This window comes from Aequorivita todarodis, from assembly GCF_028561335.1.
GTDB lineage: Bacteria > Bacteroidota > Bacteroidia > Flavobacteriales > Flavobacteriaceae > Aequorivita > Aequorivita todarodis.
In genome coordinates this window covers 64,728-89,603 of sequence record NZ_JAQQTG010000015.1, presented here as the reverse complement: position 1 = coordinate 89,603, position 24,876 = coordinate 64,728, and the positions used below count along the sequence as shown (strand labels likewise).

Annotated in this window: 18 protein-coding genes and 1 tRNA gene; 12 read left to right on the top strand and 7 right to left on the bottom strand. The window is 40.8% G+C overall.

The genetic code is table 11. The features are described 5' to 3' along the window. Positions 1–76: 76 nt before the first annotated feature. The 6 genes from POV26_RS05540 (at position 77) to ribB (ending at position 7,532) form a co-directional block, all read left to right on the top strand. Entirely contained in the window at positions 77–634 is a 558-nt protein-coding gene (locus tag POV26_RS05540; protein ID WP_272855476.1) for a hypothetical protein, read from the top strand. Between the two features lie 10 nt (positions 635–644). Next, on the top strand, positions 645–1,643 hold the full coding sequence (locus tag POV26_RS05535) for a hypothetical protein (protein WP_272855475.1): 999 nt from the start codon (positions 645–647) through the stop codon (positions 1,641–1,643). 208 nt (positions 1,644–1,851) lie between these two features. Beyond that, positions 1,852–4,209, top strand: a complete 2,358-nt coding sequence (locus tag POV26_RS05530) for an FtsK/SpoIIIE family DNA translocase (protein ID WP_272855474.1) — start codon at positions 1,852–1,854, stop codon at positions 4,207–4,209. 1 nt (position 4,210) lies between these two features. Further along, complete coding sequence (lolA1, locus tag POV26_RS05525) at positions 4,211–4,849, top strand: outer membrane lipoprotein periplasmic chaperone LolA1 (RefSeq protein ID WP_272855577.1); 639 nt, start codon at positions 4,211–4,213, stop codon at positions 4,847–4,849. Between the two features lie 10 nt (positions 4,850–4,859). Continuing rightward, on the top strand, positions 4,860–6,305 hold the full coding sequence (locus POV26_RS05520; RefSeq protein ID WP_272855473.1) for an LptF/LptG family permease: 1,446 nt from the start codon (positions 4,860–4,862) through the stop codon (positions 6,303–6,305). A gap of 78 nt (positions 6,306–6,383) precedes the next feature. Continuing rightward, on the top strand, positions 6,384–7,532 hold the full coding sequence (gene ribB, locus POV26_RS05515) for a 3,4-dihydroxy-2-butanone-4-phosphate synthase (protein WP_272855472.1): 1,149 nt from the start codon (positions 6,384–6,386) through the stop codon (positions 7,530–7,532). A 1-nt stretch (position 7,533) separates the two neighbouring features. Here the strand turns inward: ribB and POV26_RS05510 are convergent, their stop codons facing one another. The 7 genes from POV26_RS05510 to POV26_RS05480 all read right to left on the bottom strand — a co-directional run bounded on the left by POV26_RS05510 (position 7,534) and on the right by POV26_RS05480 (position 16,585). After that, positions 7,534–8,988 (bottom strand): tail fiber domain-containing protein, encoded by a 1,455-nt coding sequence (locus POV26_RS05510; RefSeq protein ID WP_272855471.1) that lies wholly within the window; start codon positions 8,986–8,988, stop codon positions 7,534–7,536. A gap of 146 nt (positions 8,989–9,134) precedes the next feature. Next, the gene (locus tag POV26_RS05505; protein ID WP_272855470.1) at positions 9,135–10,325 is read right to left on the bottom strand and encodes a DegT/DnrJ/EryC1/StrS family aminotransferase; all 1,191 of its coding nucleotides are present in this window, start codon (positions 10,323–10,325) and stop codon (positions 9,135–9,137) included. Between the two features lie 295 nt (positions 10,326–10,620). After that, positions 10,621–11,127, bottom strand: a complete 507-nt coding sequence (locus POV26_RS05500; RefSeq protein WP_272855469.1) for a hypothetical protein — start codon at positions 11,125–11,127, stop codon at positions 10,621–10,623. Between the two features lie 175 nt (positions 11,128–11,302). Continuing rightward, positions 11,303–11,941 carry an NAD(P)H-dependent oxidoreductase gene (locus tag POV26_RS05495; protein WP_272855468.1) on the bottom strand — a complete coding sequence of 213 codons (639 nt, stop codon included), beginning with the start codon at positions 11,939–11,941 and terminating at the stop codon, positions 11,303–11,305. Positions 11,942–12,035: 94 nt separating this feature from the next. After that, positions 12,036–12,446, bottom strand: coding sequence for a hypothetical protein (locus POV26_RS05490; RefSeq protein ID WP_272855467.1), 411 nt, complete (start codon positions 12,444–12,446; stop codon positions 12,036–12,038). Further along, positions 12,443–12,580, bottom strand: a complete 138-nt coding sequence (locus POV26_RS05485) for a hypothetical protein (protein WP_272855466.1) — start codon at positions 12,578–12,580, stop codon at positions 12,443–12,445. Before POV26_RS05485 ends, POV26_RS05490 begins: the two co-directional genes overlap by 4 nt. 117 nt (positions 12,581–12,697) lie before the next feature. Then, complete coding sequence (locus POV26_RS05480) at positions 12,698–16,585, bottom strand: hybrid sensor histidine kinase/response regulator transcription factor (RefSeq protein ID WP_272855465.1); 3,888 nt, start codon at positions 16,583–16,585, stop codon at positions 12,698–12,700. A 278-nt stretch (positions 16,586–16,863) separates the two neighbouring features. On the opposite strand from POV26_RS05480, the gene POV26_RS05475 reads away from it, so the two are divergent. The 6 genes from POV26_RS05475 to purB all read left to right on the top strand — a co-directional run bounded on the left by POV26_RS05475 (position 16,864) and on the right by purB (position 24,874). After that, positions 16,864–16,948: transfer RNA gene (locus tag POV26_RS05475), tRNA-Ser, on the top strand. A 215-nt stretch (positions 16,949–17,163) separates the two neighbouring features. Continuing rightward, positions 17,164–19,071, top strand: coding sequence for an acetate--CoA ligase (acs, locus tag POV26_RS05470; RefSeq protein WP_272855464.1), 1,908 nt, complete (start codon positions 17,164–17,166; stop codon positions 19,069–19,071). Between the two features lie 445 nt (positions 19,072–19,516). Then, positions 19,517–20,980 carry a catalase gene (locus POV26_RS05465; RefSeq protein ID WP_272855463.1) on the top strand — a complete coding sequence of 488 codons (1,464 nt, stop codon included), beginning with the start codon at positions 19,517–19,519 and terminating at the stop codon, positions 20,978–20,980. Positions 20,981–21,349: 369 nt separating this feature from the next. Then, positions 21,350–21,526: a DUF1328 domain-containing protein gene (locus POV26_RS05460; RefSeq protein ID WP_272855462.1), complete on the top strand. Its 177-nt coding sequence runs from the start codon at positions 21,350–21,352 to the stop codon at positions 21,524–21,526. Positions 21,527–21,719: 193 nt separating this feature from the next. Beyond that, a complete protein-coding gene (locus tag POV26_RS05455) occupies positions 21,720–22,739 on the top strand; it encodes a helix-turn-helix domain-containing protein (protein WP_272855461.1) in 1,020 nt (339 codons plus the stop codon). Between the two features lie 791 nt (positions 22,740–23,530). Continuing rightward, positions 23,531–24,874, top strand: coding sequence for an adenylosuccinate lyase (purB, locus tag POV26_RS05450; protein WP_272855460.1), 1,344 nt, complete (start codon positions 23,531–23,533; stop codon positions 24,872–24,874). Positions 24,875–24,876 lie beyond the last annotated feature (2 nt).

Below are 24,876 nucleotides of genomic sequence, written 5' to 3'. Positions count from 1 at the left end.
AAAAATTGTATCGATTCTAATACTCTGTTTGTTTTTTTGCTTTGGAAATAATACAGGAATTTCCCAAAACGATGAAATGGGCGAAGGCTTCTTTTCGCCCAGAATTGACGAAGCTGAAACTCTCTACCTATACGATATTCCCAACAGCAGGCCGGGCAGTCAGGAACGGCCCATAGACAGCATCACATTTGTAAAAAGACACGGCAACCACGTTGATGGCATTGCCTATGCACCGAAAGACTTTGCTCCTTTTCACGAAAAACTGGATTATGGCCTTTTTATAATGAAAGTGAAAAAATTGGGAAGGGACTACCACGAAATTATCGTCAATGAAGCAACAGGAAAAACAGCCTACGTAAGCGCTCGGCAGGGAAGCTTTATAACTTGGGGCGAATTCTTTCTCAATTGCCATTCGGTAGAATTTAGGGATAAGGACCAAAAGGTTTTTGACAACCCCTTCGTAAAATCGGCAGGACGCGTGGTTAGCCCCACAAATTTTAGGGTCCGCTACGTGATGAGCGATTGGATGGAAGTGGAAATACTGGCAGACGATTACAACACCGTGAAGGGAAAAGGCTGGATACGGTGGAAAAAAGATGGAAAACTGCTGATAAGCTATAATCTGTTCGCTTAAAATTTAAGGTATGCAAAAATTCTTCAAACCTGCGCGCATCGTCTTTTACCTATTAATGCCGGTAACGTTTTTTATTGCGGGTCTATATTTTGCTGGGCTAATTGATGCGGGCAAAGGACAAGGATTGGCAGGAGGTGCCATTGTTTTGGGATACGGAGTTCTCTTTGCGGGAATCACGTTTATAGCATCTTTCTTTATTGCCCATTTTGTTCGGCATAAATTTATTGTTTACGCAAATTTTGTTTTACTGATAATGGTGCTTCTTTTATACGGCATAACCCATTACCGCTATGTTCAGCGTGAAAAGGCAAAAGAGGAAAAGGAACAATTTAGACCCACGCCCACTACCCCAACTCCACAAACCAAGCCGATAGGAATGGCAACGTTTTATAAAAATGATGCTTCCCATTCCATCCCGATAAAAACCCCAATTGGGGAAAATGGCGAAATCGGCCTCGGATTTTTCAAGCCAAATTTTTATGAATATCCCACCCTTTTTTTCTTCGGAAACGTGACACTCGAAAAATCCATAGCCCAACATACACCTATGGACAGCCTTGCGCTGGGCCGGGACCCGTTTGGCGATTTCAATCTTATTGCCGCCCCGCCGTGGCTATGGCCCGAGGCAATGAACCAACAATTTGGCATCTTTTATTTTAAAGTGAAAGCCGTCGGTCGTGAATTTATTGAAGTAGAAGTAAATTCAAAGACCGGAAAGACTGCCTTCCTCAACAAACAAAACGGCGAGCTCCTCTTTTGGCCCGAGTTTCTTTTGACGGTTTCAGCCATTGATTTTATTGAAGGAAAAACACAAGTCCCGAAAATAAAACCGCTAAAAAAGGCTGGGGAAGTCAGCACCGCGTTTGTTCACATGCAACCCTTGCAAGTGAAGGACGAATGGGTCCAAATCATTTTAAAGGATAAAAATTATCGCGAAGTGGGCAAAGGCTGGGTCCGCTGGCAAAAAGATGGCGGATTAGTAATAAAATATACACTTCCCAATATATAATTCCATAAACTATGGCGTATTTTGGAAGTAACCTTTAATTGAATCCAAACATTCGGAACCTTCGATAATCAAAGTTTGGAAGCTGCATGAGGGCAGGCAGGTTTGTTTTTTTTATTAATTTGAAATTTTATTTGGAATTTGGAGTTTGTTATTTGAAATTTTCAATTTCAATATTTGTATTTTTGCTGAAAAGACAACCGTCCCATTAATGGCCAAAAAGAAGAAATCAACACCTAAAACACCCCGCAAAAAACTGAGCTTTTCGCTATCCAAACAACAGAAAATTCTTTTGGGTAGCTTTTTGTTTTTGTTGGGGCTGGCGCTTTTGTTTTCTTTTGTCTCCTATTTTTTTACCTGGCAGGCAGACCAAAGCGAAATAGGCCTCTTGGCGGAACGCGAACTGCAAACCAAAAACTGGCTCAATAAATTCGGGGCCAACGTGGCGCACTTCTTCATTTATGATGGGTTCGGGATTTCAGCCTTTATTTTTGCATTTCTTGTAACCCTCACAGGCGTTTATTACTTTTTCGATTACGCCAAAAAGCCCTTGGCCAAGTTTTGGTTTTGGGGCTTGCTGCTGATGCTTTGGATTTCGGTATTTTTTGGATTCTTTGGCGAAAAAACAAACATTTTCAGTGGAATCATAGGTTATGAAACCAATGACCTGATGCAGGATTATCTTGGGTTGGTCGGCGCTATGCTCATTATGATTTTTGTACTTATTGTTTATTTGGTAGTCCGTTTGAAGCTAACTCCTGAAATGGCGATCGGTGCATTCAAAAGTTCAAAAGAACAAATTGCTTCAGAGTTTGTTTCCGATGAAAATAAAGCCGACCACAAAACTTCAACTGTAAATAGTGAAATTGAGGATGAAGACGAAGAAGACATTCCCGAGCCCTATATTGAAGAAAAAGTAACTTCCCCTCCACCCGCAATTGAAAAATTAATCCTAAAATCAGACGTGGAGGGCGATGTGGAAATGGAGGTAGAACAGGCTGCCGATGAAGAGGAAATAGAAAACCTGAGCGATAGGTTGGTAAAGGATTTTGGCGAATTCGACCCAAAACTGGAGCTGAGCAACTACAAATTCCCAAGTATCGAACTGTTGCGCGACCATACCGTGGGCGCTGCCATAACCATCGATCAGGAGGAGCTTGAGGAAAATAAAAACCGAATTGTTGAAACACTGAACAATTATAAAATAGGCATCGCAAACATTAAAGCCACCGTTGGGCCAACGGTTACGCTATATGAAATTGTGCCCGATGCCGGAGTCCGTATCTCAAAAATAAAAAACCTTGAGGATGATATTGCCCTATCGCTTTCGGCTTTGGGGATCCGTATTATTGCGCCAATTCCAGGTCGTGGAACGATTGGTATTGAAGTTCCGAATAAAAATCCAAAAGTTGTTTCGATGCGTTCAGTGATTGCTTCTGCGAAATTTCAAAATGCCGAAATGGAACTGCCCATCGCCTTTGGAAAAACCATCAGCAATGAAACCTTTGTGGTAGATCTTGCAAAAATGCCGCACATGCTTATGGCAGGAGCCACGGGCCAGGGAAAATCGGTCGGGCTGAATGCCGTATTGACTTCGCTTTTATACAAGAAACACCCTGCGGAAGTAAAATTTGTTTTGGTAGATCCCAAAAAAGTGGAGCTGACGCTTTTCAACAAAATTGAACGCCACTATTTGGCAAAGCTGCCCGATACCGAGGAAGCAATCATTACGGATACCGCAAAGGTTATCAATACGTTGAATTCGCTTTGTATCGAAATGGACGCCCGTTACGATTTGCTGAAGGATGCCATGGTCCGCAACATAAAAGAATATAACACGAAATTCAAAAACCGGAAATTGAACCCCAACGAAGGACATCGCTTTTTGCCCTACATCGTTTTGGTTATTGATGAGTTTGCCGATTTGATTATGACCGCCGGCAAGGAAGTGGAAACACCAATCGCAAGGTTGGCGCAGCTTGCTCGGGCCATCGGAATCCATTTGATAGTTGCTACCCAAAGACCTTCCGTAAACGTTATTACAGGGATTATTAAGGCAAATTTCCCCGCGCGTATCGCCTTTCGGGTTACCAGTAAAATAGATTCCCGGACCATTTTGGACAACTCGGGCGCCGATCAGCTTATCGGACGGGGCGATATGCTTTACACGCAAGGAAATGAACTTACGCGTATTCAATGTGCCTTTGTGGACACGCCCGAAGTTGCTGATATTACCGAGTTTATCGGTTCGCAAAAAGCATATCCAGACGCATATATGCTACCCGAATATTCGGGTGAGGAAGGTGGCACAAATCTTGATATTAACATCGACGAACGCGATGCGATGTTCCGCGAAGCCGCAGAAGTATTGGTCATTGCACAACAAGGTTCCGCCTCATTGTTACAGCGAAAGTTGAAACTGGGCTACAATCGCGCCGGAAGAATAATTGACCAATTGGAGGCAGCCGGAATTGTGGGCCCCTTTGAAGGTAGCAAAGCAAGACAGGTTTTGGTTCCTACCATTGATGCGTTAAACCAATTATTAGATAATGAAACTAACAATAATTAAAATGAAGAAAATCAGCATTATTATAATCGCTCTTTTTACAGCCACTTTTTCGCAGGCACAGGATGCAAAATCCTTGCTAAAAGAAGTTTCTGCCAAAGTAAAAAGCTACGATAACATCACAATCGACTTCAAATATAACTTGAACAATTCCAAGGAAAACGTAAACCAGGAAACCCGGGGCGACGTTACGCTACAGGGAGATAAATACGTTCTCAACATGCTTGGGACCACGCGCATTTTCGACGGAAAAAATATTTACACCATCGTTCCCGAAGACGAAGAAGTAACCATCTCGGCATACAACCCAAAGGATGACAAAGATATTACCCCTTCAAAAATGCTGACTTTTTATGAAAAGGGGTACACCTATAAAATGGATATTGAGCAAAACGTAAAAGGTAGAAAAATTCAATATGTGAAGCTTATTCCCATAGATTCAAAAGCAGAGATTAAAGACATCCTTTTGGGCATTGATTCACAGACAAAACACATTTACAAATTGATTCAGACCGACGCCAAAGGCACTAAATACACCCTTACCGTAAATTCCTTCAAAACAAACCAACCTGTTTCCAAAACCTTGTTTACTTTTGACGAGGCTAAATACAAAAAAGACGGTTATTACATAAATAAACTCTAACCGCGGGCAAGTGAAAATACTGGACAGGTACATATTGGTAACCTTTTTGAAGACGTTTGTAAGCGTCTTCATTATTTTAATGTTCATATTTGTGCTGCAGACCATCTGGCTCTACATTTCTGAGCTTGCGGGAAAGGACTTGGACGTATGGATTATTCTGAAATTTCTTTGGTATGTCTCTCCACGATTAATTCCATTAGTACTTCCGTTAACAATTTTAGTAACCTCATTGATGGTTTTTGGAAGTTTTGCTGAAAAATATGAATTCGCAGCAATGAAATCTACCGGAATTTCGCTTCAGCGAGCCATGGGCAGTGTTATTGGTTTTATTGTTATACTTTCTATTACGGCCTTCTTTTTCGCAAACAACGTCATCCCCTATTCCGAATATAAATGGCAAAATCTGCGTCGGAATATCTCACAGTTTCAGCCTTCCATGGTTATTTCGGAAGGGCAGTTTAGCCAAATTGGCGATATGTTCAACATAAAAGTTGAAGAGAAAAGTGGCGACCGCGACCAATATCTGAAAGATGTGGTAATCCATAAAAAAAATCCAGCCCGGCCCAATGGAAATTTTACCGTAATAATTGCAGACAAAGGAGAACTTGCCAGTGAGGAAGGCAGCAATACGCTCTCGCTAATCCTCAAGCAGGGCAATTATTACGAAGATATACAGACGAATAACCCCGCGAAACAAAAAGGGGAACCCTTTGCAAAAAGCTATTTTGACGAATACGCCATCAATATCGACCTTACCGAACTGAACAACAAGGATATTGATAAGGAGAATAACCTCAACAACCAGAATATGTACAACATCAGTGAGCTTCGGGTTGAGATAGATTCACTTTCCGATAGTTATTCCAAGGATATTGCATCCTACACCAAAAATATGTATTACCGAAGTGGTGTTGAGAAATTACAGGAAAACCCAGCCACTGAATCTGTAAAACCGCCCGACATCAATACAATTCTGGAAATTTATAATCCCACACAGCAATTGCAAATCGTAAAACTCGCCCTAAACAATGCGAAGGGCACGCTGCAAACGGTGGATGCAAAAAAGGTGGAATTCAAATCCAAAACAAAACGATTGAACAAAACCGAAATAGCCCTGCACGAAAAATATGCCTTGGGAATTGCCTGCATCATCCTGTTTTTTGTGGGCGCACCACTCGGGGCCATCATTCGCAAAGGTGGCATGGGGCTTCCGATGGTTGTCGCGATCTTATTATTTCTCACGTATCATTTCATCGGAATCTTTGCAAAGAATAGCGCAGAAGACGGAACCATGGCACCATTTATCGCATCCTGGCTCAGCACCGGCATAATGCTTCCGTTGAGCATCTGGCTTACCTACCGCGCCACTACCGATCAAGGAATTTTCGATTTTGATTCATTTATGCAACGCCTTGGGCGGATATTTGGAATAAAGAAGAAATCGAAATCCAAATAGAACGGTCTTAAAGCAAAAATTCTTTTGGCCGATTACAGCGGTACATTTCATATCTTTGCAGAACCTTTATTTATAGCTATGATTTCCACAGAAAAAGAAACTTCCGTTCACCTAAACACGATTGAAGAAGCCATTGAAGATATTCGCAATGGAAAGATAATTATTGTTGTTGACGATGAAAACCGGGAAAACGAAGGAGACTTTATTGCCGCAGCGGAAATGGTAACGCCAGAGATGATCAATTTTATGGCAACCCACGGCAGAGGCCTAATTTGTGCCCCTTTAACCGAAGAACGTTGCAACGCACTTGATCTGAACATGATGGTTGAAAACAACACCGTACTGCACCACACCCAGTTTACCGTTTCGGTCGATTTGATTGGCCACGGTTGTACTACGGGCATTTCAGTCCACGACCGTGCAAAAACCATTAAAGCCTTGGTCAATGATAACACAAAAGCCAGTGATTTGGGCAGACCGGGACATATTTTTCCGCTTCGCGCGAAACAGGGCGGCGTTTTAAGAAGAACTGGCCACACCGAAGCTGCCATTGATTTAGCCCGATTGGCAGGACTGAAACCCGCAGGGATTTTGGTTGAAATTTTAAATGAAGATGGTACGATGGCGCGTCTTCCAGAGTTGATGAAGGTTGCCAAGAAGTTTGATTTAAAACTTATCTCTATTGAAGATTTGGTAAAATACCGAATGGAACACGATTCCTTGATTGAAAAAAAGGAAGATTTTAAAATAAATACAAAATTTGGGAATTTTAGGCTTCGCGCTTACAAACAGACCACAAACGACCAAATCCACATCGCCCTTACAAAAGGTACGTGGAAGGAAAATGAACCCGTACTGGTTCGCGTAAACGCAACTTTGGTAAATGGCGATATTTTGGGAACACTCACCAACAACGCCGAACAGAAGCTGGACGATATGTTCAACGTAATCAACGGGGAAGGGAAAGGTGCTATTGTTTTTATAAACCAACAGAGCCAATCCTTAAATCTTTTGAGCCGTTTAAAGGAATTGAAGGAAAACCAAAAGCCCAACGAGATTGCCAAGGCTCCACGTATTGAAATGGACAGCAAGGATTTCGGGATTGGGGCACAAATACTTCACGATCTGGGGATCCATAAAATTCGTCTGCTCTCCAACAGCGAACAGACCAAACGTGTGGGAATGATTGGGTATGGGTTGGAAATTATGGAGTATGTAGGTTATTGATTTAGTCTTTTGAAACTGTTTTATTTATCAATAAAACCTCAAGTTTCTTAAGCCTATTTTCTAAATTTTCGATCTTTTCATTTTCGGCTTTATAAGCCTGGAATTGGTTGACCTTATTTTCTAATTCCGTAATTCTCGCTTCTTTTTTGTCAAGCTCTTGCTTCAGTTCCTTAATTGCTTGCACATAAAATGCGTCATAAGTTCCATAGGCCGTTTGATAAAATCCTTGTTTATCCTTGACAACTTTTTCAGGAAACACGTCCATCAGTTCTTGTGCAATAAAACCGTACTGAATGCCTTTAGGTCTTGGCACTCCAGTTTGGGTATCATTCCATTCATAACTGACGCCATTCATTCTTGAAATTTTTTCAAGTGCAGTGCTCCCATCTAAGGCATGGATATTTTTCTTCAATCTTCTATCTGAATTTGCTAGCCAATCTCCTGCTGATGCCTTTGATGCCTCACCGCCGACCTCAAAAGTATTGGTCAATAGACCAATGGGCCTATTGACCCCCACCCTATCGGTTGCAAAATCTCCTCCGATTAAAGGTGTATCGGAATTGCTGTTTTCAATATAGAGCCTATCATTATAGCTATAGCTATTTCCAGTTCCTCCAGAATCAGAACCTATTAAAATATTTCCAGCTCCAGATGTAAGGTTTGCGCCTGCAGTTGCACCAATTGCAACATTTTTACTTCCCCCAGCAAGAAGATTAAGAGCCCCATTACCAACCGCGGTATTATAGTTTCCGCCCGTATTACTAAAAAGTGTCAAATAACCAACGGCAGTATTAAACCCACCACCTACATTCCTATTTAATGCCGAAAAACCAGTGGCAGTATTATAACTTCCAACCGTATTATCTTTTAAGGTTTGCGAACCTGTTGCCGTGTTGTAAGATCCCGTGTTACTGATAATACCCGTATTTGCCCGAAGACTTTGGGAGCCAACAGCAGTATTTGAGTTTCCCGATTGATTATTATTCAGTGTTTGATACCCAATAGCCGTATTGTTTGTTCCGTTCGTATTTCTATTAAGGGCATTCAATCCTACCCCAATATTTCTATTGGTAGTGGAAGCATCGTTCACTCCAGCTCCCATTCCCAAAAAAATTGAAGATCCGCTGCTATCTGATTTTCCATCGGAGAGGTCGTCAATTTTTTTTGCCCCGGAAATCGGAATCCAGCTTGTAGTGGCATTATTCCAATAGTAAAATCCTTTGAGTGGTATGCCGCTACCAGTGGCAAAGACCATCATCCCATCCTGTGCCGCTGTGGGCGGGGTTCCGGGAAAATTATTGACTTTTGGAATGAGGATACCATCATTATTTGAAGGCAACGTTTGCGAACTGGAACGAATGTCCAATTGCGCATTGGGACTTGTCGTGCCTATACCCACTTGCGAAAATGAAGGGATTCCAAATAAAAGTACTAGAAGAAATAGTGCGTATTTCATAGCCATATTATTAAAAGTGCAAACAAGTTTTTCAGTAAAAATACTCACTTTACAGCTTAATAAATGTCTTAGAGACCTTTATTCGTTATGGCGCAAATAAAACGGGATGAAAGGTTTAGCCGCTACATAATTAAAGGGATTATATGTTAAATGGAGGAAAGAATACGTTTCATTATAGCCGCGCGTTCATTGACCTGTTTTTCGGTCCAGCCAATTTTTATCAAAGATGAAATGGTGCGCCCCATAACGGCATCACTTTTTGAGAAATCTGTTTTGTTCAAATCCTGCATTTGGTTTTTTACTTCTGAAGAAATATTCCCCAAAGATTTCAATTTTCGCAAGTGCTCCCAACCGTTTATGTAGTGCCAGTTGTTGGTGTACCAATAAAAACAAGCGTCCACGCCAGCTTCCAATAACGCTTTGTGTGCTTTTTTGGTAATTTCCTCCGTAGGAAGGAAGAAATTAAGGAAGGAATGGTTTTCTTCACCGCCTTCGGGAACCCTTCTGAAAGTAACCCCGTCAATGGTTTCCAATGCTTCGCGAAGCATTGTATAATTTTCTTTCTGCGTTTTTAAAATTCCGTCCAATTTGTCCAATTGTGCTAAACCAACTGCCGCATTCAATTCAGAAATCCTGAAATTATACCCCAAAAAGGGATGGGTTTCCGCTCCGCGATCGTTGCCCACGTGGTCGTGCCCGTGGTCTTGGTAATGATCTGCGTTTAGTGCAAATTTTTCATTGTTGGTAATGACCGCCCCGCCTTCGCCACAAGTAATGGTTTTTACATAATCAAAAGAAAAACAGCCTAAATCGCCGTAGCTTCCCAATGGTTTTCCCTCGTAAATTCCCCCAAGGGCCTGGCAGGCATCTTCCAAAAGAATCAAATTATGTTTGTCGCAGATTGCCTTTAAAGCTCTCAAATCTGCCATAGAACCGCACATATGCACGGGCATTACACATTTTGTTTTTGAAGTGATTGCTGCTTCCACAGCCTTTGGATCGAGTGTCAGCGTATCGTCAATATCTACCAAAATGGGGACGGCCCCCAGTGCCAAAATAGATTCAAAACTCGCCACAAAGGTAAAAGTGGGCATGATAACCTCATCGCCCGCTCCTATTCCCGCGGAGGCCAAAGCGACGGTCAAGGCGGCAGTTCCACTGGAAACCAACTGGCAATGAGCTACGTCCATTCTTTTGGCAAAAGCGATTTCAAATTCCTTGGCTTTCCAATGGTTATTGCGCATGCCGTCAAAACCATAGCGCATCAGCACGCCTGTTTCCAATACGTCGTTTACCTGTTTGCGCTCCTCGGCGCCAAAAATTTCAAATCCGGGCATGGTTTATTGTTTATTCTTTATTATTATTACTTATTGTTATTCTTTATTGTTATTGGCTATTGCTAATTTTTATTACGAAGCTATTTCTCAAAGATGAAATATTTGTCGATGAATTGATGTCCTCAAATACTTATAGTTTATAAACTTCAACTTCCGTCCAAATATAAGGTTTGTGCCGTTGAACAGAAAGTTCCTTGAGCAAATTCCATAAAAAAACTTCCACTTGCGTAGAAGTTTATTAGTTGGAATTCAAATTTTTCAGATTCCTAAATGGTCCGATTCCCAAAATTGGGAATTACGACTTATTTTTCTTTTCCTCCAGCGGGAACAATCCCGGCTGGGCTTGTTGGAAAAATTGCTGATGCAGCGAGTCCATTTGTTTTAGCTGTTGCTGCATCTCTGGGAAAAAATTTTCCCAATGGTTTTCGAAAAAGCCCTTTTCAAAAAAGTTGCCGTTGATTGAATCACTCAAAAACGGATGCATCATTCCCTGCGTGAACGATTGTGGCATCCGTTCCTGCATGTATTTTTGGAAAGAGGCCATCGCGCTGTCCATTTTTTGTGGTGGGATTTCTTTTCCGTTCACATTGCCGTAGGAATAGGTATAAATGGAATCATAGCGGATCAGGTTTCCGTTTTCGTCAACCTCCTTGTTTACCTTCCATGTGCCGCGCGGTTCGTTTTGGGTTTCAGTTTTGTTTGTCATTGCGGTATCGTTGTTTTCCGCATCTCCTTTTTTTTCCTGTGCATTGCAGCTCGTTAGGCTTAAGGCCACTGCAAACGCTAACGCCATTGTTTTCATTTTTAAAAGTTTTTATATTAAACCAGAATTTTAAAAAGAATGCGTTCAGTATGCAACAAGATAAATACCAAAATCGAATTTGCAACCCGCAAACTTCTTTAGTGGGGGTATTTATAAGAAACCTTTAACAGGGAATTTTAAAGAAATTTTAATTTTTTGGACAGATTGTCAGTTCTTAATCCAGTTCAATGATCAGCTCGTCCACACCCCGACGTACTTTTTTTAAGTGTATGAAGAAGTCTGATTCATCGCGATAGCCCACGGGCAGCACTATTAACGACTCCAGTCCTTTTTTATCCAGACCCAGCAGCTCGTCATATTTTTTTGGTTCAAAACCTTCTATGGGGCAGGCGTCAATATTTTCAACAGCACAAACCGTGAGCAGGGCTCCCAATGTTAGGTAGAGTTGGTTGGCCATCCACTGTCGGATTTCGGGTGCTTGTTTTTCTGAAAAATTATGTATCAGTGCCTTTTCGAAAGGATCCAAAATGGTACGGGGTGTATTTCGCTCTCCTTCCACTCTTTTAAAATGGTCCACAATAAAATTGGCATCTATATTTTTTTCAATACAAAGTACCAAGACATGGGAAGCATCGCGAACCTGCGGTTGATTGAACGTGAGCGGCATCAATTGCGCTTTCAAACGGGTATTGCTCACCACCACTAATTTCAGTGGTTGCAAACCATAAGAAGTTGCTGTTAGATTGAAAGTTTCCTTCAAAATATTCAGCTTTTCCTCGGAAAGATTTTTAGTGGAATCAAACCTTTTGGTGGCGTAGCGCCATTGCAGTTTCTCAATTGTTTTTGAAGCCATTTATAAAAAATAAATTAGTAGCAAGCACAAAAATAGCGATAAAAATTTTGAACTTTTACCGCTACCCTTTCGCTACTAATTAAACAATTAAAAATTAACCTCCACTTCCATATACTTCTTCGCAGCGGTTCCAAGTGCTTTCCATATCCTCCTCCAATTCTTGCACACGCTTATTGATGCGTGAATTGAGCGCGCTTTTTTCGTCGCCGTTACAGCCCCCGTTGGAATTCATCCATCCCCGCCTATTTTTTAACGATTGAATATATTCTTCAGTCAATCCCTTTCTAATTAAACACGCCTCTAAGGATTGTGTGTTGCCTTCACTATCTACGGCCTCGGTCATTTGGAGGTTATAGGTTGTCTGCCAGGTATCCAAGGTGTCTTCAACATCAATGGCGCATTGGCTTTTTCCGGCATCTTCCAATCCACAGGATATAAAAAGTGCAAATATTCCAGCTATTGCCAAAAACTTAGGATTTATAAAGTTGTTATTATTTGTTTTCATTTCTTTAAGATTTTTATGGTTTTCATCACTTTGTTGTCCAAAAGGAGCTTCAATTCATATTTGCCCCGTTTCAAATGATCGATGCTCATATAAATAACATCGTCTTTTTTATTGCTATCAAGGGAGTCTTTCATTGATGAAGCCTTTTAATGACACCAAATTTATAGTGAAAGGAAAAGGAGGGATATTACAAATGTTCCAAAACATAGAAGATATGTTTCAGCGGAAAAAATTAGCTGTTTTTAGAGGGTTTACGGGTTTTTGGAAAGATATTCGGTAGGCGAACAATTATACACCTCTTTAAAACATTTGCCAAAATAGGAAGGCGTATTGAACCCAACTTGGTAGGCAATTTCGGCTACGGAGGCATCAGAATCCCTTAACAAACGAATGGCCAATTTTAAACGTTGCGAACGTATAAACTCACTGGCAGACATGCCGGTAATCGCTTTCAGTTTTCGGTGAAGCTGTGTACGGCTCATGTGCATGAGTTTGCCAAAACCGTCACTTGAAAATTCGGGATCGGTAATATGTTCATCCAAAACTTTTTGCAAACGTTTTAAAAATTCACTTTCTGCGGAAGTTATGGCAAGTTCCGGATTGATGCTTAAGGTTTTGCTGAAATGTTTTTGCAATTGCCTTCTGTTTTCAATAAGTTTTTCGACCCATATTTTCAGCTTTTCACTGTTGAAAGGCTTGGTTACATAAACATCGGCACCTGTTTTTATTCCTTCAATTTCGTTTTCCTCGCCCGCTTTTGCCGTCAATAAAATTATGGGAACGTGGCTGGTAAGTTCGTTTGACTTAAGGGTGTTGCAAAGCTGGATGCCGTCAACCTCTGGCATCATGATATCGCTGATAATCAAGTCTGGGATGTCTTTCAACGCTATTTCCACCCCTATTTTGCCATTTTCGGCTTCCTTTATTTGATAGTCGGCCTTAAATATTGAAATAATAAAAGCGCGTATATCGGGTTCGTTTTCAACAACCAAGAGCAGCGGTCTTTCCTTGTTTGAATTGACAAATGTTCGTTCTACCGTGGGCTCCATCACAATTTCTTCATCGGTAATTAAAACCTCATCTTCAAAGGCTTCTTTGTTTATGGGCAGTGATACGGAAAACTGTATTTCGTTATCCGCAATCGTATTGGCAACGATGGTTCCCTTTGAAAGCGTTACCAACTCTCTAACCAATGCCAAGCCAACACCAACGCCGTCGGAAAGTTGGTCGTCCTGATAAAAGCGCTGGAAGAGTTTGCTCAAATCCTTTTTCCCAACATTTTGGGTGGTATTTATTATTGATAGCACCAATGCTTCTTCCTGTTCGGATGCCTCAAAAAAAATCTTACCGCCTTCGGGGGAATATTTTATGGCATTCAACACTAAATTTGAAGCGACTTTTTCAATAACATCCTTATCAAACCAAACATTTTTTAAATTGTGGATCTTGCTGGTAATCGTTATTTTTTTATCTGAAGCCTTATATTGAAATGCACTTATAAGCTGTTTGAACAAGACCGAAAGATCTCCTCGTTTTATAGTTAATTTCCGCTGCCCGGAATCTATCATGGACAAATCGAGCATCTGGCCGACCAAACTAAGGAGCCTGTCTGCATTTTGTTTTACAAGCGATAGTTCTTTTTTATCCTCCTTGGAAATTTTAGGCTTTGCAAGTTGGTTTTCAATGGGGCCTGAGATTAGCGTTAAGGGAGTTCGGAATTCATGTGAAATATTTGTGTATAGTTTGGTCTTGAGTTCGTCCAGTTTTTTAAGACGCTCGGTTTCTTCGTGCTCCAACCGCAATTGATTTTTTATTTGCCAGCGCCATTTTAAATATCTATAAAGGTAATACGCAAACAAAAGAATCAATATTGCATACATAACCTTCGCAAAAGTGGTTGCATACCAAGGTTTTAGTATGCTGAAAGAATAGCTTGCCGGAGTTGTATTCCACACCCCGTCATAATTGCTGGAAATGACTTGGAATTCATAGTCATTCGGGGGCAAATTTGTATAATGTGCCACGTTGTTGTTTCCAGCTTCTATCCAATCGTCATCGTTATTTATGAGTTTATACTTATATTGATTGCGCTCGGGCTGGGAAAAATGTAAGGATGAAAAGGTAAAGGTCACGGTGTTTTCGTCATGCTCTAATTTTTGGTCCTTAGCGAGCCCTCTTTCTTTATTGAATACCTCAAAACCCGAAATAACCGTTTTTGGTTTTATTGGGTTCGTTATTAACTGGTTCGGATCAAACCAATTGAGTCCTTCCAAGCCTCCAAAATACAAGACTCCGTTCTTGTCCTTATAATAAGCCCCAGTATTGAACTCAAAGGCCTGAAGTCCGTCGTAATTACTATAATTTTTGATTTCAGAAATTGTATTGTTTTCAATTTTCAGCTTTGTGATTCCCTTGTTGCTGCTCAGCCACAGGTAGCCCATTCCATCGGGAAGGATACCGTAAATAACATTGTTTGGCAAACCTTCTTTGGTTGTGAATTTTTCAATGGTCTTTTCCTTGGGATTGAAAACTTGCAGCCCCTCTCCGTTGGTTCCAATTAAAAGAAGCGGGCCATTAAAAAATAATGATTTTATATTGCTATTTATACTTTCAACTTTTTCGATCATTTTAGTTTTGGTGTCTAACTTGAAGAGTCCGTCGGTTTCCGTTCCGATCCAAAGTTCCTGGGCCTTTCCTCTTTCAATAGTCCTAATGTTATTTGTGGAAAGGTTTGAATTTTCGCTGGTGAATTGCTGCATAATCCCAAGGTTTTTATCAAATTGAACAAGCCCATGATCTCTTGTGCAGAGCCAGAGGACGCCATTTTCATCCTTATGGATTTTCCAGATTGTGAATGACGCAGTTTCCGCAAAAGAAGTAATTTTTCCTTTGGTATCCATAAGCTGCAGCCCTTGGGTTTGATGGCCTATCCACAGGTTATCTTCATCAACCAATAAGCTCATTATTCGATCTCCCAGCAGCTCGGAATTTTGAGCGGTATAGGTATAAAAATCCTGTTTGTCAATATTTAAACGCGTCAATCCCTTTCCGGAGGTTCCCACCCAAATATTGTTTTCGGCATCTTTTGCGATCGCCCTAATAACGTCCACATTTACGTTCAATGGCACCTGGTCGTTGGTAAGCACATTGAACTTTACCAAATATTCATCAAAATAGCTCAGTCCGGTGCCGTCCGTGCCCAGCCAAATGGTTCCCGTATTATCCTCAAACAAGGAAAGCACGTCGTTATAGTGAAGCGCATAGGGATTGTTTTTGTCTTCGGTAAAATTTTGGATTGTTTCCTTTTCAAAATTTACCAAATAAACGCCTTGGCCGTAGGTTGCGATCCACAATTGGTTTCTTTTGTCAATCAAAAGATCTTGGATAATTAAATTTTGGGGGATTTCAACATGCTTAAAACCTTTGAAATGCTGAAAATTTGATTCGTTTGGATATTTTATAAAAAGTCCTTTTCCGTAGCTTCCCAAGTAGAGCGTATTATTTTTGGATTGCGAAATAGCGCTAAAATTTGTTTCAGGCATAATTTCGCGAAAAACATAGGCCTCGTTTTTTATTTCGAAGAAACCGTTATTTGTGCTGGCTAAAATGGTGTTGTTGTCCGTTTCAAAAAAATCGTAAATCGTCCGTTTGGAATCTTTTGGTTTCAAAAATTGAATAGTATCTTCCGCTTGGTGATTAATTGTATAAATACCGTTTCCATAGGTTCCTATAAAGTAATTTAAAGTTTCGCTCTGAATGAGGGTACTCACCTTTTTAACGCCAGAAACGACATCGAACGCATCACGCTGCGGATTGTACTTTTGCAACTTTCCCGAATTGGAAACAATCCATAATTCCCCCTTTTTCGCTACATATATTTTGCCGAGCTTGCTATAGGTGGGACGTGTTACGTCTTCAAACTGAATATCAAAATGCGAAAAATCGCGGCCGTCATATTTGTTAAGCCCGTCCTGTGTAGCAAACCACATAAACCCTGTGCTGTCCTGGGCAATACTCACCACACTGTTTTGCGACAGACCCTGTTCTACGGTAAGTTCACGAAACGCCACTTGTTTATTGCTTTGGGAAATGGCAATACAGGGCAGCAAGCAAAAAAGAAGCAGTTTTAAAGATTTCATTAAGGGTTGGTTTGCGAATGAAAGTTACTAAAAATATTACAGCCAAATTTATATGAATATTTTTGGAGGCTTTCCCTAAGTTTTATTGAGCATATATGCAGATTTTTGGGTGATTGTCTTCCACGACTAAAAACATCAAAAAAGGATTAGAATATTTCAAAAAAGCTTTCTATATTTGCAACCTCTTAAGCAAAACGCTTAAAGAACGCATACCACTGGAGATCCCGATAGTTTTCGGGAGGTCGAAGCGGCAAAACCGCCTCCCACGGTAAACCACTGGAGAAATGGCAGAGTGGTCGAATGCGGCAGTCTTGAAAACTGTTGAGGGTCACACCTCCGGGGGTTCGAATCCCTCTTTCTCCGCTGAAAGCCCGATAAACACTGTGTTTATCGGGCTTTTTTATTTTAGACGATATTTTTTCGCATACAAAAGAAAGTTTGCCAACTCCTGTTCATTAGACGGTTTCTGAAATATTATATCACAAAATTCACCTTTTCGTTTTAAGACTCATCATAATTAAATATATTTCTGAATCAAATCGTTCATTTTCAGAATAACTCCACAAATCCTTTTAATTATGAGCAATTACCACATAAAAAACTTAGAAGAATATTTTCAGGTTTATAGAAAATCCGTCCGCGATCCCGAAAATTTTTGGGAAGAAATAGCCGAGGAAAATTTTTTGTGGCGCAAACGCTGGGACCAAGTTTTGGAGTATGACCTTTCCAAACCTGAAGTTTCATGGTACAAAGGCGCAAAACTGAATGTTTCCGAAAACTGTATAGACAGACATCTTTATACCCGTGGCGACAAAACCGCCATTATCTTTGAACCCAACGACCCTTCCGAGCAAGCGGAGCATATTACCTATAAACAGCTCCACGACCGCGTTTGTAGGTTTGCAAACGTCTTGCTGGACCACGGCGTAAAAAAAGGAGATCGGGTGTGTATCTATTTGCCTATGATTCCTGAACTGGCGGTTTCATTGTTGGCCTGTGCGCGAATTGGCGCCATACATTCCGTGGTATTTGCAGGGTTTTCTTCTACGGCGCTTCACACTCGGATTAATGATTCTGACTGCAAAATGGTCATCACCAGCGATGGTTCCTACCGCGGCAATAAAACAATAGATTTAAAAGGTATCGTGGACGAAGCCTTGCAATCCTGTCCAGGGGTGAAAACCGTTTTGGTGGCAAAACGCATCAATAGTGAAATAACTATGGCACCAAATCGCGACAAATGGCTTCAACCTTTGCTTGAGGAAGCAAACAGCGAATGCATTCCCGAAATTATGGATGCCGAAGACCCGTTGTTTATTCTCTACACTTCCGGAAGTACCGGAAAACCTAAAGGAATGGTACATACCACTGCCGGTTATATGGTCTATACGGCCTATACTTTTAAAAACGTTTTCCAATACCGCGAAAACGACGTGTTTTGGTGTACGGCAGATATTGGCTGGATCACAGGCCATAGTTACATAGTGTACGGCCCTTTGGCAAATGGTGCCACAACCCTCATGTTTGAGGGCGTTCCCTCCTATCCAGATTTTGGACGCTTTTGGGATATTGTCCAAAAGCACAAAGTAAACCAGTTTTATACCGCTCCAACTGCTATCCGTGCCTTGGCAAAGGAACGTCTGGATTTTTCGGAAAACTATGATCTTTCTTCCCTTAAAATATTGGGCAGTGTAGGCGAGCCCATCAATGAGGAGGCTTGGCATTGGTACAACGATAATATCGGGAAAAAAAACTGCCCCATTGTAGATACGTGGTGGCAGACGGAAACGGGCGGCATTATGATTTCGCCCATTCCCTACGCCACGCCCACCATTCCCACGTATGCTACGCTGCCGCTACCCGGAGTGCAGCCTGCACTTATGGATGAAAACGGCGACGAGCTTAAAGGCAACCTAGTTAATGGTCGTCTATGTATAAAGTTTCCCTGGCCGGGAATGGCCCGAACCATATGGGGCAACCACGAGCGCTACCGCGAAACCTATTTTTCGACTTTTAAAAACAAGTATTTCTCGGGAGATGGTGCTTTGCGCGACAGCACGGGTTATTACCGGATCACCGGCCGTGTGGACGATGTAATTATTGTTTCTGGACACAATTTGGGCACCGCCCCTATTGAAGATGCCGTAAACGAACACCCAGCGGTTGCAGAAAGCGCCATTGTGGGCTTTCCGCATGATGTGAAAGGAAATGCACTTTATGGGTTCGTAATACTTAAGGAAACAGGCGAGAGCAGGCTGCATGAAAACCTGCGCAAAGAGATAAACCAGATAATAACCGAACATATTGGCCCCATTGCCAAATTAGACAAAATTCAGTTTGTAAAGGGCCTCCCAAAAACCCGAAGCGGCAAAATAATGCGCCGTATTCTTAGAAAGATTGCCGAGAAGGACACCAGCAATCTGGGCGATATTTCTACGCTGCTCAATCCTGAATGTGTTCAGGAGATTATGGATGGGACGGCTTAAGCGAGGCTATTTTTTATTTTAAATTAAACTTTTCAAAACTCTTGGACATAGCCAAAAGGATTGCAATTGAATATATTGTAAACGAAAATGGTAAATTGACCCATTTTGCTCCATTGGACAACACAGTTTCATATTTCGAAAAAAAAGCATCAAAAAAAAATGCCGCAAGGGATTCCAGCTACCCAAAACGAACAAAAATGTAAAAACAGGCTTAACACCCTTTTACCTTCAAACAATAAGAAATATATAAAACCATTGCCGTACTGGGAAAGAAAGTTAAAATACTGAATGCCAAGATTGAAACCCTCGTGGTAGTGGTGCAGAAATCAGGAAAATATTGTAGCTTTGAAAGTAACGGTATATTGTGGCTAAAAACTATTTGCGATCATCAAAATGTTGCCTGCCATTAAAAACGAATCGAGTTACAAATTATAAACTGAATATTATGAAAGACGAAAAGAAAAAGCTAACATCTGTATCGGGTAGGCCAATTGCAGAAAATCAAAACGTAAAAACAGCAGGGAAAAGAGGGCCAATGCTTTTAGAAGATTTTTGGTTTCTAGAAAAATTGGCTCATTTTGACAGAGAAGTAATCCCCGAAAGAAGAATGCACGCAAAAGGTTCAGGAGCCTTTGGTACATTTACCGTAACCCACGACATTACCAAATATACGAAAGCCAAAATATTTTCTGAAATCGGTAAAAAAACAGAGATGTTTGCCCGCTTTTCAACTGTTGCCGGAGAAAGAGGCGCAGCAGATGCAGAAAGGGATATTAGGGGTTTCGCACTAAAATTTTATACCGAAGAAGGCAATTGGGATCTGGCAGGGAACAACACGCCTGTTTTCTTCATGAAAGATCCCTACAAATTTCCAGACCTTAACAAGGCCGTAAAACGCGACCCAAAAACCAACTTAAGAAGCGCAAATAATAACTGGGACTTTTGGACCCTTTTGCCTGAAGCCTTGCACCAAGTTACCATTACGATGAGTGAAAGAGGTATCCCAAAATCATATAGACATATGAATGGTTATGGAAGCCACACCTTTAGTTTTTTAAATGCCGACAACGAACGTTTCTGGGTAAAATTTCACTTTAAGACCGCGCAGGGAATTAAAAATTTAACTGATGCCGAAGCGGAAAGCATCGTGGGAAAAGACAGGGAAAGCCATCAGCGTGATTTGTTTGATGCTATTGAAAATGGTGATTTCCCAAAATGGTATTTAAAAGTGCAAATTATGCCCGAAGCAGATGCAAAAGAGTATCGCTTCAATCCTTTCGACTTGACTAAAGTGTGGCCGCACGGAGATTATCCATTGAAGGATGTTGGCGTGATGGAACTCAACAAAAATCCAGAAAATTACTTTGCAGATGTGGAGCAAGTAGCTTTTAATCCTGCCAATGTAGTTCCCGGTATTGGGTTTTCACCAGACAGAATGTTGCAAGGCCGCTTGTTCTCTTACGGCGATGCACAACGCTATAGATTGGGAGTAAATCATTATCAAATTCCCGTCAATAAACCGAAATGCCCATTTCACAACCCGCACCGCGATGGGACCATGCGCGTGGACGGCAACGAAGGAGCAACGCTTCATTACGAACCAAATAGCTATGGGCAGTGGGCGGAAAGCAAAGAGTTTGCAGAGCCTCCATTGGCTTTAGAGGGCGATGCCTTTCATTACGACCATAGAGAGGACGAAGATTACTACACACAACCGGGAAATTTATTTAGGATAATGTCTTCAGAACAACAACAAGTATTGTTCAATAATACGGCGCGGCAAATTGGAGGTGCCGAAAAATTTATTCAAGAAAGACATATTGGGAATTGCTATAAAGCAGACCCGGAATACGGAAAAGGCGTTGCAAAGGCATTGGGCATCAACATTGCCGATTTGGATTTGTCATAAATATATTTGAAAAACGGGCACCTTAGCAACTTGATACGCCAATATTAGTGCTTCTATTAAACAAATACTTTTTAAAAATATCAATTGCGAAACAATTTCAAGTAATATTTGGAGCTACAAAAGGTTTAAAAAAAAACAGCATAAAAACAAAAATCGAAAAACAGCAAAGAACTCCTTCAAGGTACCTATTCCGTTCTTCAAAAGAGATTTCTGTTTTCAGTACGGGCAGCTTTCGGCACAATAATTTTTTGGTAAACTTTATTGTAATACGTTAAAAATTATTTGAATACAATTAGTTAAATCTTCAGCAAGTTAATATCTTTATGAGATTGACAATTAACTGTTTACAGACCTCTAAACTTCCTCAGTATGTTTTGGACAATCCTTCTTTTTTTTCTGACAGTGGTGGCAGCCATTCTCGGTTTTTTAGGTTTGGGATTCGGCCCCATTGAACCCGCCAAAGCAGCATTTTATGTTTTGGCTGCTCTTTTGGTGATTTCCTTTTTTATGGAACGGCGCAAAAAAAGAAAGCGCTATTATGAATAAGATTACGTTTTAAGGATTTACTGCAAAACCGGCAAGAAACACTTTGTCGGTTTTTTACTTTAAAACAATTAGCATAACCTATTTTAAAGCAATATCTTAGGATGTTAAAAGTAAATGCGTTAAATATTGAAACGATATGTAGTAAAACATTTGGTTTCATAATAGTATTTTGGCACCACAAAACAACCTTTTCATGAATGCTATCCAGGTCAACTCGCTCCCGCTTAAAGATGTAATTCGGGACATCGCCAAGGTTTTCAATATTCCATTTTCAGAAAATTGCGATGAATACTTGCTAAAATTGCCATCCCCGGTCGGCGAGGGGACCATCCGCGGCATCAACTTTGAAGGCGGTCTGGGGCTCATTCAGTACGATTGCCTTTTCAACGAGGATATGGAAATACACTTTGTGGTAAACAACATTCACCCCTTAAAATTTCTTTATACCGTAGAAGGAATTTTGCGGCACCGTTTTGAAAACGAGGACGAGCTGCATACCATTGAACAATTCCAAAATGCAATCGTGGCCAGTAGCAAACGCAATGGGCATGTGTTATTATTTAAGGCCAACCAGAGAATAACGGTGAACAGCCTGGAAATTGAAAGGGAAAAGTTTCAGGCAAAAATGGCGTGCGACATTAAGAGCCTTGATGACGAACTGGAACAACTTTTTAAGGATGTTAAAGCCAAGGGCGCCTTTTATTACAGTGGAAACTACAGTCTTAGCATTTCTGATATTTTAACCGGGATGCGCGAGTTCACTTCTGAAAACTTTACGCGAAAACTCTTTTTGGAAGGCATGGCCTACCAGATTTTAACCCATCAAATCCTGCAATATCAAGATGACAAAAAGGACGAAGGCAGCCGCACCCTCCTACGCTCCTCGGAACTGAAACAAATAAACCATATTTCCAGCCTTATTGAAAGCAATATCTCTGATGTCCCAACGGTGGAAATCTTAGCCAGGGAAGCTGGTCTGAACGTGAACAAACTGCAGCAAGGTTTCAAAAAATTGTATGGTACAACGGTAAATAACTACGTGCAAAAAACACGACTGGACGCGGCTTATAACTTATTGACCAAGACAGATTTAAGTATTTCTGAAATTGTAAGCGCCATTGGCTTGAGCAGTAAAAGCTATTTTTCAAAGATTTTCAAGGAAAAACACAGCATCTCCCCGTCAGAATTTCGGAAAAAACAGCGGAACAAATAAAAACCCCAGTCAACATAAAATTTGACCCGGGGTTTTCACTTCTTCATAGCAATTCTTTACAAGGCCAATGTATAACAACAAGCTGAATTTGCTTAACTCAAAAAGATAAATGATTAACTTAAAATAGTATTTTAAGTGAATCCGTAAATTTCCATAAATATAAAACCCTTCCGTGCAGCGAGCTCCGGAAGGGTTTTGCAGTTGAAAAAATGTAGGTATTCAACTGTTTAGCCAAAATATCAATAATTACGCTGTTCAATTAACACAAAATATTAAAATCTTGTCCTAAAACCCATAATTTTCAATATATTTGTTGATTCACTATTTTTTATATCCCCACAATAAGAAACCCCTTTCTCATTGTGTTGATTAAGGGGTTTCGCCGTATCCAAAAACCGGATACACATTCTTAAAACTTACCATCTACTCTTCTTCCTCTTCACGACGACGTTGGTTTTGTGGTCTGTTTTGAGGATTCCTCTGTTGGTTTTGTTGTTGGTTTTGAGGATTCCTTTGCTGGGCTTGATTTTGTGTGCTCATAACAATTTTTTTTAAATTAATAATTCATTTTTCTTTTCACCATTAAAATTACAACCCGAACCAAACTTATATTTATAATGAAATCTTAAAGTTTATTGAACCGCCTTATTTTTAACTATCCGTTATCTTAAAACGGGATTTTATTGGCATTCCGTTAATACAAACCATATAAATGCTCCAAATTTAATAAGCAAACCCTTCCTTTATAACTCGACAGCGTTTCGTATCTTTGCGCTTTTAAATTTTGAACCATGTACACCAATGCTCTACAAGCCATTTCGCCTATTGATGGCAGATACGCCCCAAAAACCGCAGCCCTGATCCCGTTTTTTTCTGAAGAAGCGCTCATACGGTACCGTGTGCAGGTGGAAATTGAATATTTTATCGCCTTGGTGGAACTGGATTTACCGCAATTGAAGGATTTTAACAGAAATCTTTTCCATGAATTACGCGAGCTTTACTTGAATTTTTCAGTTCAGGATGCCATTAAAATTAAAGAGATCGAAAAGGTTACCAACCACGATGTAAAAGCGGTTGAATATTTCATCAAAGAAAAATTTGATGCTTTAAAACTTCAGCAATACAAAGAGTTTATCCACTTTGGATTGACTTCGCAGGATATAAACAATACGGCCATTCCACTATCTTTGAAAGATGCCATAAACAATGTGTATGTGCCGCTTTTAGTAGAGGTAAAAAACAAACTGAAAGCACTTTCCGAGGAGTGGGCGCAGGTTTCCATGCTTGCAAGAACGCACGGCCAGCCGGCTTCCCCAACCCGTTTGGGAAAAGAAATTGAAGTATTCGTGGTCCGCATTGAAGAACAGTTTGATTTGATGAACGATGTAAAAAGTGCCGCAAAATTTGGTGGTGCAACCGGGAACTTCAACGCCCATAAAGTAGCGTATCCAAACATCGATTGGCGCGCTTTCGGGAAAAAATTTGTACAGGAAACTTTAGGCCTCCACCAGTCCTTCCCCACCACACAGATTGAACATTACGACCACATGGCCGCCCTTTTTGATTGCCTAAAAAGAATAAACAACATTTTGATTGACCTAGATCGCGATATTTGGACATACGTCTCTATGGATTATTTCAAACAAAAAATAAAAGCTGGCGAAATAGGGTCCAGTGCCATGCCACACAAAGTAAACCCCATAGATTTTGAGAACAGTGAAGGAAACCTGGGTATTGCCAATGCTATTTTTGAGCATCTCTCAGGGAAACTTCCCATCAGCAGATTGCAACGCGACCTTACGGACAGCACGGTATTGCGGAACATTGGGGTTCCTATTGGGCATACGCTCATTGCGTTCCATTCCACTTTAAAAGGGTTGAACAAATTGTTGCTGAACGAAGTAAAATTTGCTGAAGACCTTGAAAACAATTGGGCCGTGGTTGCTGAAGCACTGCAAACCATCCTACGCCGCGAAGGCTACCCAAACCCCTACGAAGCACTGAAAGGCCTTACGCGAACCAACGAAAGGATTAACCAAACTTCCATCGCTAATTTCATTGAAACCTTGGAAATCCCCGAAAGCGTAAAACAGGAAATGCGAAACATCACCCCCGGAAACTACACGGGGATTTAAAG

Coding starts and splice junctions, on each gene's coding strand:
- POV26_RS05540 (WP_272855476.1), top strand. CDS start 77: ATGGGCGAAGGCTTCTTTTCGCCCAGAATTGACGAAGCTGAAACTCTC.
- POV26_RS05535 (WP_272855475.1), top strand. CDS start 645: ATGCAAAAATTCTTCAAACCTGCGCGCATCGTCTTTTACCTATTAATG.
- POV26_RS05530 (WP_272855474.1), top strand. CDS start 1,852: ATGGCCAAAAAGAAGAAATCAACACCTAAAACACCCCGCAAAAAACTG.
- lolA1 (WP_272855577.1), top strand. CDS start 4,211: ATGAAGAAAATCAGCATTATTATAATCGCTCTTTTTACAGCCACTTTT.
- ribB (WP_272855472.1), top strand. CDS start 6,384: ATGATTTCCACAGAAAAAGAAACTTCCGTTCACCTAAACACGATTGAA.
- POV26_RS05510 (WP_272855471.1), bottom strand. CDS start 8,988: ATGAAATACGCACTATTTCTTCTAGTACTTTTATTTGGAATCCCTTCA.
- POV26_RS05505 (WP_272855470.1), bottom strand. CDS start 10,325: ATGCCCGGATTTGAAATTTTTGGCGCCGAGGAGCGCAAACAGGTAAAC.
- POV26_RS05500 (WP_272855469.1), bottom strand. CDS start 11,127: ATGAAAACAATGGCGTTAGCGTTTGCAGTGGCCTTAAGCCTAACGAGC.
- POV26_RS05495 (WP_272855468.1), bottom strand. CDS start 11,941: ATGGCTTCAAAAACAATTGAGAAACTGCAATGGCGCTACGCCACCAAA.
- POV26_RS05490 (WP_272855467.1), bottom strand. CDS start 12,446: ATGAAAACAAATAATAACAACTTTATAAATCCTAAGTTTTTGGCAATA.
- POV26_RS05485 (WP_272855466.1), bottom strand. CDS start 12,580: ATGAAAGACTCCCTTGATAGCAATAAAAAAGACGATGTTATTTATATG.
- POV26_RS05480 (WP_272855465.1), bottom strand. CDS start 16,585: ATGAAATCTTTAAAACTGCTTCTTTTTTGCTTGCTGCCCTGTATTGCC.
- acs (WP_272855464.1), top strand. CDS start 17,164: ATGAGCAATTACCACATAAAAAACTTAGAAGAATATTTTCAGGTTTAT.
- POV26_RS05465 (WP_272855463.1), top strand. CDS start 19,517: ATGAAAGACGAAAAGAAAAAGCTAACATCTGTATCGGGTAGGCCAATT.
- POV26_RS05460 (WP_272855462.1), top strand. CDS start 21,350: ATGTTTTGGACAATCCTTCTTTTTTTTCTGACAGTGGTGGCAGCCATT.
- POV26_RS05455 (WP_272855461.1), top strand. CDS start 21,720: ATGAATGCTATCCAGGTCAACTCGCTCCCGCTTAAAGATGTAATTCGG.
- purB (WP_272855460.1), top strand. CDS start 23,531: ATGTACACCAATGCTCTACAAGCCATTTCGCCTATTGATGGCAGATAC.